The following is a 9,965-nucleotide window of genomic DNA, read 5'->3' as shown; positions in this document are numbered from 1 at the left end:
TGGTTACGCGGGCGCGGCATCCGGCACCGTATCGCCCGCAAAGGCATCGAGTCCTCGACCCGACTGGGCCGCCACCGCTGGACCATCGAACGCACAATGTCCTGGCTCGCCGGATGCCGCAGACTGCACCGCCGCTACGAGCGCAAAGCCGAGCACTTCCTGGCCTTCACCAGCATCGCCTGCACCCTCATCTGCTACCGCAGACTCACCAAATGAGATGACGTCTAAAGTCCAGGGATTCCAGCCTGGGGCGTCTGACCCTTCCGGAGGCTTCCTGCTTCCACGCGCTGTGCGGGCACGTGTGCCCGTCTTACCGGCGCTCCACAGGCGTTTAGCGTCTCCGCCCGTCCGGCGGCGACGATTCGGCGTCCCTCGAACAGGACGTTGCGGGCCGCGACGGCAGTCCCGTTGCCGGTGACTCCGAGCGCATCCTCGCAAGAGACGCCGTCTGCTTGCTGGACGTGCCCGCGCACAAGACCGGCACGGCGTTCACCAAACCGGTCGACCCGCTGCTCGGACAGGTCATCAACGCCTGGGAAGCACTCCGCCCCCACCAGCCGCAACGAACTGACAAACGCACCGGAGAACAGGTCGACTTCCTCTTCGCCCACCGCGCCCGCACCGTCTCCAGCGGCTACATCAACAGCAGCATCATCCCCATGCTCTGCCGCAAAGCAGGCGTTCCAGCCGCCGACGCCCGCGGCAACATCACCAGTCACCGGGCCCGCTCCACCGTCGCCAGCCAGCTCTACAACGCGAAAGAACCCATGACCCTGTTCGAGCTGCAGGCCTGGCTCGGACACCGCTCCCCGGAATCCACCTAGCACTACGCGAAGATCAGCCCCCAATACCCTGACCAAGGCATACGAGGACGCCGGGTACTTCGCCCGCAACGTCCGCACCATCGAAGTCCTCGTCGACCGCGACGCAGTCCAAGCAGGCGCAGCCGCAGCCGGTGAACCGTGGCAGCACTACGACCTCGGACACGGCTACTGCACGTACACGTTCTTCGAACAGTGCCCGCACCGCATGGCCTGCGCCCGCTGCGACTTCTACACCCCGAAGGACTCCAGCAAAGGCCAGCTTCTCGAAGCGAAGGACAACCTCCAGCGCATGCTGGCCACGATCCCACTGACCGACGAAGAACGGGCCGCGGTCGACGACGGTCAGACCGCACTCGACCAGCTCCTGCAACGTCTCGTTGACGTGCCTAGTCCCTCAGGCCCCACGCCGCGTGAGCTGCTGCCGATCGTCGAGGTCCGGCGGGACGCCGACGATGACCGGTGGCCCGGTCGCCGGGGCTACTTGTCACCCGGTTCGCCGCTCGTCAACGGCACGCGCTGACAGGGAGCTTGGTGAAGCGCATGCCCGGGTGACGGGTCATCGAGCGGTGAGGACGTGCGCCCACGGCTCATCGATGTCGGCCAGACCCAGCACGGCGACGACGTTGTCGAGCATGCCGGCGCCGAACCAGCGCCGCACGGCCTCGTCGTCGCCCAGCAGCTGCCGGACGGTGTCGACCTGCTTGGCGTAGCAACGGCGCACGGCCTGTGCCACCAGCGGCTCGCCGACGGCACAGTTCGCGTGCATGAGGAAACGCAGGATGTTCCGGTCCGCGACGAGCGCGGCGTAGGCGCCGCGTGCGGCATCCAACGCCGCTTCGGGCGACAGTCCGGCCCCACCCGACGCCGGCGAGTGCGCGACCAGCGTGTCGGTCATGACGACGGACACGTGGTCGACCGCCGCCGCGAACAAAGCTTCCTTGTTCGGGTACAGGCGGTAGAGGTACGGCTGAGAGACGCCGACCCACGCTGCGATCTCGTGCGTCGTCGTACCGTAGAAACCCTTTTGCGCGAAGCAGTCGACCGCGGCGGCCATGATGGCCCGACGGCGTTCGTCGCTCTTCGTGCTGGTACCGGCGGCAGGCATGGGCGTCAGTCAAACATGGCTCCCCTCAGCGCCCAAACGTCACGCTGAGGTCGGAGTCGGACGGGACGTTGTCGGGCGTGAGTGCCTCGATCGCCACCAGCGGGTTCCAGTAGTCCAGGTAGTGGGTGATGCGGCCGTCGTCATCGGTGCGGACGACGGAGATGCAGGTCTGCTCGTACGGCTTGCCGGTCGGCAGCGCCGTTCCCTTCGAGCGGAACTCGGCGATCACCAGACTCGGATCGACCGTGTCATGGAAGACCAGGTCGACGAACTCCACGTCGAAGGTCTCGGGAAAGTTGCTCATGTGCGCGACCAGTGCGTCGCGCCCCGTCACCTGCTGGGGCACGCCGGCCGGCGCGTACGGGAACTCGAGCACCGCGTCCGGGGCGAACAGCTCCACCCATTCCTCGACACGCCCCGCGGCGGTGAGGCGCAGGTGCTCGGCCAGGGCGTGCTGGGCGGCGGCCCGGCGGGCGGCGTCGTCTTCCTTAACTGTCATCTTCACTCCTATGTTAGTGGTCGACCTATAACCTACCATGCCACGAACGGTTGCCAGGAGTCGAGCAGAGGAAGCGCCAGGGGATCCCGGTCCGGTCCACGTCGAGGGTGGCGTCCAGAAAAGCGGAAGGCTCACCTTCCCAGGACGCTCCACACGACGATGATTTGGGTGCCCACGGCGGTCGGGGCCTCACGGCTGCCAGCAACTACCGGGTCCCTCACGACCTGAGTCCGGTGCTACTGAGGACGCTTGACGAACTTGATTCCACAGAATGCGCACCTGGCACCTGCTGTGGGTGCGACGGATCGACGCCAAGATCGAGGCCCTGGTGAAGCGGCAGGCCGAAGCCGAGCGCGGCCGCCGCGAGCGGCCGCTCCCGCCGGAGTGGATCGTCGAACTCGGCATCGGCACGGGACGCCCCCCCCGTCCAGGTCCACGCCGGCAACTGCCACATGGCGGGCAAGCGACGCCGGGCCAGGGCCGCGACGAGGCCCGCCGCCTGCTCGCCACCGGCCTGCACGCCTGCACCCACTGCACCCCCGACACCCAGCTGAACATCCTCGACTTACCCACCCACCGCCCGCGCCCGGAAGTCTCCGGGTGGCGGTCGAACAGCCGTGCCGTACCGCCCGCTATCCTGCCGAACGGGCGATGTGTACCAATCGCCCAGAACAGGACGACCTCCCCGATGACCACTCCCCCACCCCCGATCTCGGACCCCGACCCCTGCGCCCCGGTCTGCCCCGGCGACAAGGTCGGCCCCTGCGCCGTCTGCCAGCGCAAGACCCACAAGTACGGCCCCGGCGGCAGCCCCCTCTGTCAGTGGTGCGTAGCCCCCGTACAGGAGCAGTGGGGACCTGGCGTACGCCACACCAGCACCCGCGCCTAACAATCCGGCGGAAGCCCCCGAGCGCCGGCCCGCTTTGCCCGCCCGTCGCGACCGGCTGCCGGATTGCCCCGGTGTGCTAGACAGGGAGCAACCAAAGGGGAATTTTGCAGCAGCTCACGCTCGGAATCATGTCGCAGACCCGCAAGGAAAACGAGCATCGTCTGCCCGTTCACCCCGCTCATTTCGACCGCATCGACGCCGGTATCCGCAAGCGCATCTACCTCCAGGAAAACTACGGAGAGCATTTCGGCGTCCCGGACAGCCGGCTCGCCCCGCTCATCGCGGGCTTCCGCACACGCGAGGAACTCATCGCCGACTGCGATGTCATTCTGCTGGCCAAACCGCTCCAGGAGGACCTGGCGGAACTACGCGAGGGTCAGGTCTTGTGGGGCTGGCCGCACTGTGTCCAGGACGAGAGGCTCACCCAGACAGCCATCGATCGGCGGCTGACTTTGATCGCCTTCGAAGCGATGAACCACTGGACCCGCAGCGGCGCCTTCAACCTGCACGTCTTCCACAAGAACAACGAGCTGGCCGGGTACTCCTCGGTCCTTCACGCCATGCAGCTGACCGGTGTGACAGGCGACTACGGGCGGCGCCAGCGTGCCGTGGTCATCGGCTTCGGCGCGACCGCCCGCGGCGCGGTGACCGCGCTCAGCGCCCTGGGCGTACACGACGTCGACGTGCTCACCGCGCGTGGCGTCACCGCCGTCAGCTCCCCCATCCACTCCGCGCGGATCGTCCACTTCGACCACGACAAGGCCGACGACACCCTCGACCCGCGACGCAGCATCGCCCTCACCGAGGACGGCCCACTGCCGCTGGCCGAGTTCCTGGCCGGGCACAACATCATCGTCAACTGCGTGCTGCAGGACCCCGCCGCGCCGCTGATGTTCTTGATAGACGAGGACCTGCCCAAGCTGGCCCCGGGCACCCTGGTCATCGACGTCTCCTGCGACGAGGGCATGGGCTTCGACTGGGCCCGGCCCACCACCTTCACCGAGCCGATGTTCACCGTCGGCGACCACGTCAGGTACTACGGCGTGGACCACAGCCCCTCCTATCTGTGGAACTCCGCGACCTGGGAGAACAGCGAGGCCCTTCTGCCCTATCTGGACGTCGTGCTCCAGGGCCCCGACGGCTGGGACGCCGACGACACGATCCGGCACGCCATCGAGATCCGCCAGGGCGTCGTCCAGAACCCCAAGGTTCTCGCTTTCCAGCACCGCACCGCAAAGTACCCGCACGCCCACGAGGAGACCCAGACCCGGGCGGCGTCGCGGCCGTAGCGGCAGGGCATCCGGTGCTCAGCCGTCCTCCGACCACTGTCTCGAGCCTCCGCGTGGCGGGCGCCTCGCGGAGGAGTGCGGATCCGGCTCGCCCTGAGAGCTCCGAGACACTCGGCGATCTCGTCCCGCTCGTCCGACGGGAACAGCGGTCCCGGATTCGGGGCGCGGCATCCTGTGATGCCGCAGGGCTGGTCCGCTGAGTGTGGGGCGCGCGTCCGCTCGTACATCATCAAGTGCGCTTTCTGCGCGTCGTGCCGGATGTGCGGATCGGCATGGCCCTCAGCTGTGCAGCCGGTCAACGCTCGGTGTCGGCCCGCGTCAACGCGATGCCGCTTGCGAGCACACGGGGTTGTGACACGGGCGGAAGTTAGCGGAAACGGCGAGTAGTTTCCGTATGCCGGAACTGGGACTGGCCCGCCCCGGGCCGTCTCCTCGTGTTCGGGTCTACCGGCCCACCCTCCTTCCGCACCACGCGACCCGTCCTCACAGGGCAACCCGTGAGCCCGGCCGCCATCCGCATCCAGGCCGAGGAGTCACGTATGCCGCTCCGTCCGACCACGTCCACGAGGGTCACACCGTCCCGCTGCCCCAGGGCTACGAAAGGGACGTCCCCCTTCCTGGCGCTGTGCCACCTCGCCCTCGCCCTGCTCTCGTTCGGCGAGAGCGGGCACAACCGCCACCACGCTGACCCCACCAGCGCCCGCCACGGGGTCGACCGCGGCCGGCTCGACCCGTCGGCCGCCGTCATCCGCGTCCTCGAACGCCTCAGCTGGGTGCACGACGTCCGTCGACCGAGTCCGGCCCGCATCGCCGCCCGCCGCGCCTGACATCAACCATTCGTCCATTTACGGCAGTTGGCAGGAGCTCTCATGACCACCGCGCTACAACCCCCGCTTTCCTCCCATCCTCTCCTGCGCCTGCGCCTGGCACCTCACGGCGGCATGCCCCGCGCCATCGATGGAGCGTGGTGGCCCCGTTCGTACGACCTGCTCGCCGAACTACCCCAACTGCTCGCCGGGGTGCCGCGCGCGTGGGGCCATATCACCAGCGTCACGGTCAACGGGGCGACCTGGTCTGCGGTGCCCGGCCGGATGCTCGTCTCCAACCAGGTCGTCAGGCTGGACAGGACCCTCACGGCATCCGCCGCGCACACCATCGTCCTTCTCGCGCCCGTCCAGGGGCGCTGGGACCTGACGGTCGTGCCGCCGATTACGACCGAGGAGGCCACGGAACCGCTCATGGCGGCCGGGGCGGCGGGCGGTCAGGCGTAAGAAGCTGCGAAGAAGACTCGGTGTTGATCTCGTGGGACCGGGCAGGGGTCAAGCGCGTGCGGCGAGCGGTCCGGTGCGGACTACGCTGCCCAGCACGGACAGAGGCCGATGCTGTACGGACCCGTTCGCGGCGCAGATCATCTTCGGCGCCTTCGACACCCCGGCGCCGGCACCGGACTGGCACGACGGCCGCCTCGGCTGACCGGCGTCAAGTCTTCGGCGCTACCCGGTCGGTACCGGTGTCGATGAGGATCTGTTCGGCTCGCGTGATGTTGTCGGCGCGGACGGCATCAGCCATCGCGGTGCGTGCCGCCTCGGCCGTCGCATGCGGCGGGATGACGAGGAGGGAGAAGTAGTCCTGATCGCCCCTTGTGACGAGGACGGTGTCGTCGCCGACCGGGAAGGAGTCGATATGGACGACGCGGTCGTCGACGAGCAGTCGCGTCGGCAGCGCGTCCCAGGCTCCGGCGTCCAGGCCGACGCGCGTGAGCGGCCCGAGGTGCTCGGTCAGTGCGGTGATCAGGGCGGGAAGCTCTGCTGCGATATCACGGGAGCACGGCCACCACGCCCCGTCGAGAACGCCCCGCCGGTCATGCGTGGTCTGTAGCCGTACGACGGCCGTCCCCGGCTTCACCGCCTGGTGGACGGCGTCCGGCAGGAGCCTGGTCACACGCGGGGAACCGGAGTCGGGCATGACACTCGCCTGTCTGCGAGGAATGCGGCTTGACTTACCCTTTCCATGGTACTCCGCGGCCCGCAAGCGTCGGAAAGCTCGCTGGTCACACGGGCCGGAGTAGGGTGAAAGATCCAGTCCAAGGATCCATGCCCATGCGGGAACAATGAGGTCGTCATGCAGCCCAAGGAGACTCCCCCCGACGGACACGCCGACGTACGTATCGTCGCCGCCTCCCCCGAGGCCGCCCGCCGGGTCGCGGAGGTTCTCCGTCACTGCTTCGCCACCACAGAACAATGCAGCTATCCCGCGGACGCCGAGGGAGGGACCCGCCTCGAGCTCACTGTAGACACCACCAGCGCGGCAGAACCGGCACGGTCCTGGCTACAGACCAGCCGCTCCTCGGGCAAGGACGGCCGCCGGAAGTGAGGGGATCTCCGGGAGCGGTCCATTCGGCCTCTTCGAGGAGTAGCGTGAACCCATCGGGAGCACTTCGCGCACCGGCCCCGATACCGGTGTCGTTCCTGGTGAGCAACGGCACCGGGCAACTGCTCACACGCAGGGGTCCGGAGACGGGTTCGCACGATGTCCGCGATCACCGACCATCCCTCGCCGCGCGCCGTGCCCTTCAGGGCCCCGACCGCACGCCTCGCCCTCAAACCCATGAGCCCCTCCCCGGGACAGGTCGAGCTGGACGGCGCCTGGTGGCCCCGCTCCCGTGACCTGAGCCACGAACTCCCCGCGCTGGCCGACGTACTGGACCCGCTGTGGGGGCGGATCACCCGTATCGCCGTCAACCCCCGCTACTGGCCGATCATCCCGCAACGGATTTTCGTCAACGGCCATGTGGTCAAGGTCGGTTGGTTCACCACGGAGCTGGACCCGCACAAGATCCTGCTGCTTTCCGGAACCTCGGGCCGCTGGGATCTCCTGGTGATACCCCCGGAGGCCAGCGACCCATCGGCCGCCCGGCTGATGGCCGCCGCGAGCGCGAGCACCGCCCCACAATCGACCGCGACCGCTCTCATGACGGCGGAACTGACAGACGCCCCCTCCGCATCGGCCGACGCCGACACCGGACGGCCCGACCGGCTGGCGGCGGAGACGCGGCCATATGCGCCGCCACCTCGGCCATAACGAGGCGGCCCGGATCGCGTGGCCACCGCGTCGACACGAACCATCGCCGGAGGCGGAAAGGCCGCACGGTGCCGAGCCATGCGGGAACACACGGCGAAGCATTCCGCCATTCCGCCTCGCCCGGTTCCCGCGAGAACCCACCCACCGGACAACAGCGAGAGCCGGCCATGACCGTTGCACGGAGCATCTGCAACCAGGCGCAGACGGTGAAGGGCAGGATCACGCAAGAGCTCGGCCCGGTCACCCGCACCAGGCGACTGCAACGCCGAGCAGGAACGACCGCGTCTCCGGAAGCCTGAAACAGGCCCTGGAGAAGACCAAGCACGCCTTCAGGCGGAACGGAAGTGGCCCCCCAAGATGTACGACCAGACACGCGCCCGGCAGTCCGCCGGCCCGACTCCGGGCCCGGCCGGACGCCGCAGCCCGAACCCGGAGCCGCTGCTCCCGTCGGACGAACAGGACAAGATCGTCCACAGCCTCCGGCACGCCCTCAAAACCTTCGCCGACACCCCGCTCGACGTGCTGGAGGAGGCCGAGAGCGCCTACGACGAAGCCACCGCCCAACTCGTGAACGCCCTCGCAGAACGACGGCGTCTCCAGCGCGTCGGCTGGCAGGACCAGAACCCCGACGCACAGTCCGAAGAACTTCGGCACGCACTGAGGCAGTACCGGGAGATCACCCAGAGACTGCTCCACATCTAGGCGGCCACTACTCCGCGTCGCGGCCGAGCGCGGAGTAGTGTCGACAGTACCGAGGGCATTTCGCACACTGGCTTCCACGCCGGGTCGTTCTCGGCGAGAGATGAAACCCGGGCCGCCGCAGAAGCGGCCCGGAGACGGGTCCGCATCATGTCGGCGACCTTGCACCCCACCCTGCCGCACCCCGAGCCCGCCGCAACCTCAGCAGCGCGTCTCGCCCTGAAGACGGATGGCGCCTCCCGTGGCCTCCTCGACGGTGCCTGGTGGCCCCGCTCCCGAGACCTGCTGAGTGAACTGCCCGCGCTGACCGACGTGTTGGACCCCTTGTGGGGCCGCATCACGCGCATCGCCGTCAACCCGAAGTACTGGCCCGTCATCCCACGCCAGGTTCCCGTGGACGGCCACATCGTCAAGGTCGGTTGGTTCACCCCGGAAATCGACCCGCACAAGCTGCTGCTGCTCTCCTACGGCACCGGCCGCTGGGACCTGCTGATCATCCCGCCAGAAACCGGAGCGAAGTCGGCTGCCCGGCTGATGGCAGCCGCGTCCAACTACGACGGCCCGCCCGCGACCGCGAGCGCGCTCATCGCCGCGGACGAGGCCCGGCCCGGTCTCGTCCGCAGCGACGAGCCACTGGACCCGGACGAGGCATGGGAATACGAGGGCGGCGCCTCGGTGCCCGCGGCCGTCCCGCATCAGCCCAGTCCGCCCAAGCGCGTGATCGTCAGTATGTGAGACGGCCGCCATGAACACCTTCCTGACAGCCTCCGCCTTCATCGTCCTCATCGCAGCGGCGGCATACGTGATCCACCGGCTCAACATCGAGCACGCCGACAGGATCGCCGTGCACCGCTACAGCGCCCCCCTGCCCGGCCGGCACGGACGCGGCACGCCCCCCACCCCCGGTAGAAGCCGGCCGGTCCAAGTCGCCAACCTCCGGCGAGCAACGGGACCACCGCGACGGGGACCGTGGCCGCTTCCCACCGCACCGCCGACGCAGCCCTACCACTCACCACAAGTGACCAGCCGGTTTCCGTCACCAGGCCCCGAATCTGCGAGTGGCGGCCGAGGCCCATGAACCGAGGCATCATGACCCTTCCGCAGCTGAACATCTACCGGCACGACCGGGGCACGCGAGCACTGATCACCCTGGCCGGCGAGATCGACCCGGTCACCGCGCCCCAGGTGCGGACCGCCCTGGAGCAGTGCCTGTATGACGGCATCACCACCATCGACGTCGACCTGACCACCGTCGGCCTCTGCGACACCAGCGGCCTGCGCGTCTTCCTCGACGCTTCGCGGCACGCCGCCGAAACTCACACGTCCCTGCGACTGCACTACCCGTCCCCGCAGACCGCACGACTCCTCGTGGACACCGGCTCCGATCGAATGCTCCTCTGTTGACTTCTCCCCCAGCTGAAGCAGGGAGATTCTTCCCTCGCGGGTTGAGCTTTCTGCTTCTCAGACAGCAGCTGCCCCGAACCAACGGCAAGGGACGTGGGTACGCCCAGCAGTCTTACGCCAGCTCCACAGACCTGACATCCCGCCAGCCCGGCGGTAGGCCCGGCCAGCTTGGTCA

The 9,965-nt window shown here is 68.5% G+C and carries 14 protein-coding genes and 1 pseudogene; 12 read left to right on the top strand and 3 right to left on the bottom strand.

The genetic code is table 11. The annotated features are described in order from the left end of the window. From ACWCQ1_RS51110 to ACWCQ1_RS51100, 3 genes are all read left to right on the top strand, one after another. A partial coding sequence (locus ACWCQ1_RS51110) for a transposase (protein WP_451030012.1) occupies nt 1–216 on the top strand: 216 nt, incomplete at its 5' end. Nucleotides 217–461: 245 nt separating this feature from the next. Then, a complete protein-coding gene (locus tag ACWCQ1_RS51105; RefSeq protein WP_451030011.1) occupies nt 462–824 on the top strand; it encodes a tyrosine-type recombinase/integrase in 363 nt (120 codons plus the stop codon). Nucleotides 825–1,029: 205 nt separating this feature from the next. Beyond that, nucleotides 1,030–1,344 (top strand): hypothetical protein, encoded by a 315-nt coding sequence (locus ACWCQ1_RS51100; RefSeq protein ID WP_451030010.1) that lies wholly within the window; start codon nt 1,030–1,032, stop codon nt 1,342–1,344. Nucleotides 1,345–1,380: 36 nt separating this feature from the next. Here ACWCQ1_RS51100 and ACWCQ1_RS51095 read toward each other — a convergent pair whose 3' ends face one another. Both ACWCQ1_RS51095 and ACWCQ1_RS51090 read right to left on the bottom strand, forming a co-directional pair. Further along, the gene (locus ACWCQ1_RS51095; RefSeq protein ID WP_133049504.1) at nt 1,381–1,929 is read right to left on the bottom strand and encodes a TetR/AcrR family transcriptional regulator; all 549 of its coding nucleotides are present in this window, start codon (nt 1,927–1,929) and stop codon (nt 1,381–1,383) included. 25 nt (nt 1,930–1,954) lie between these two features. Continuing rightward, nucleotides 1,955–2,428, bottom strand: coding sequence for a nuclear transport factor 2 family protein (locus ACWCQ1_RS51090; protein ID WP_451030009.1), 474 nt, complete (start codon nt 2,426–2,428; stop codon nt 1,955–1,957). Between the two features lie 271 nt (nt 2,429–2,699). Between ACWCQ1_RS51090 and ACWCQ1_RS51085 the strand changes: the two genes are divergently transcribed. The 4 genes and pseudogenes from ACWCQ1_RS51085 (at nt 2,700) to ACWCQ1_RS51070 (ending at nt 5,877) form a co-directional block, all read left to right on the top strand. Continuing rightward, nucleotides 2,700–3,317, top strand: coding sequence for a DUF6233 domain-containing protein (locus ACWCQ1_RS51085; protein WP_451030008.1), 618 nt, complete (start codon nt 2,700–2,702; stop codon nt 3,315–3,317). 104 nt (nt 3,318–3,421) lie between these two features. Further along, complete coding sequence (locus ACWCQ1_RS51080; protein ID WP_133049501.1) at nt 3,422–4,606, top strand: N(5)-(carboxyethyl)ornithine synthase; 1,185 nt, start codon at nt 3,422–3,424, stop codon at nt 4,604–4,606. A gap of 638 nt (nt 4,607–5,244) precedes the next feature. Beyond that, nucleotides 5,245–5,433, top strand: a pseudogene (locus ACWCQ1_RS51075) (acyl-CoA desaturase); the annotation flags it as partial. Between the two features lie 42 nt (nt 5,434–5,475). Beyond that, nucleotides 5,476–5,877: a DUF5994 family protein gene (locus ACWCQ1_RS51070; protein ID WP_451030007.1), complete on the top strand. Its 402-nt coding sequence runs from the start codon at nt 5,476–5,478 to the stop codon at nt 5,875–5,877. Between the two features lie 208 nt (nt 5,878–6,085). Here ACWCQ1_RS51070 and ACWCQ1_RS51065 read toward each other — a convergent pair whose 3' ends face one another. Then, the gene (locus ACWCQ1_RS51065) at nt 6,086–6,571 is read right to left on the bottom strand and encodes a DUF5994 family protein (protein WP_133049499.1); all 486 of its coding nucleotides are present in this window, start codon (nt 6,569–6,571) and stop codon (nt 6,086–6,088) included. Between the two features lie 156 nt (nt 6,572–6,727). Between ACWCQ1_RS51065 and ACWCQ1_RS51060 the strand changes: the two genes are divergently transcribed. The 5 genes from ACWCQ1_RS51060 to ACWCQ1_RS51040 all read left to right on the top strand — a co-directional run bounded on the left by ACWCQ1_RS51060 (nt 6,728) and on the right by ACWCQ1_RS51040 (nt 9,790). Continuing rightward, nucleotides 6,728–6,979: a hypothetical protein gene (locus tag ACWCQ1_RS51060; RefSeq protein ID WP_451030006.1), complete on the top strand. Its 252-nt coding sequence runs from the start codon at nt 6,728–6,730 to the stop codon at nt 6,977–6,979. A 156-nt stretch (nt 6,980–7,135) separates the two neighbouring features. After that, entirely contained in the window at nt 7,136–7,687 is a 552-nt protein-coding gene (locus tag ACWCQ1_RS51055) for a DUF5994 family protein (protein WP_451030005.1), read from the top strand. Nucleotides 7,688–8,044: 357 nt separating this feature from the next. Beyond that, the gene (locus tag ACWCQ1_RS51050; RefSeq protein WP_451030004.1) at nt 8,045–8,389 is read left to right on the top strand and encodes a hypothetical protein; all 345 of its coding nucleotides are present in this window, start codon (nt 8,045–8,047) and stop codon (nt 8,387–8,389) included. A 147-nt stretch (nt 8,390–8,536) separates the two neighbouring features. Next, nucleotides 8,537–9,121 carry a DUF5994 family protein gene (locus ACWCQ1_RS51045; RefSeq protein ID WP_451030003.1) on the top strand — a complete coding sequence of 195 codons (585 nt, stop codon included), beginning with the start codon at nt 8,537–8,539 and terminating at the stop codon, nt 9,119–9,121. A 354-nt stretch (nt 9,122–9,475) separates the two neighbouring features. Then, the gene (locus ACWCQ1_RS51040) at nt 9,476–9,790 is read left to right on the top strand and encodes an STAS domain-containing protein (protein WP_133049493.1); all 315 of its coding nucleotides are present in this window, start codon (nt 9,476–9,478) and stop codon (nt 9,788–9,790) included. The last annotated feature ends 175 nt before the right edge of the window (nt 9,791–9,965 follow it).

It is taken from the genome of Streptomyces sp. NPDC002144 (assembly GCF_053593695.1).
This window is presented reverse-complemented; position numbering and strand designations above follow the sequence as displayed.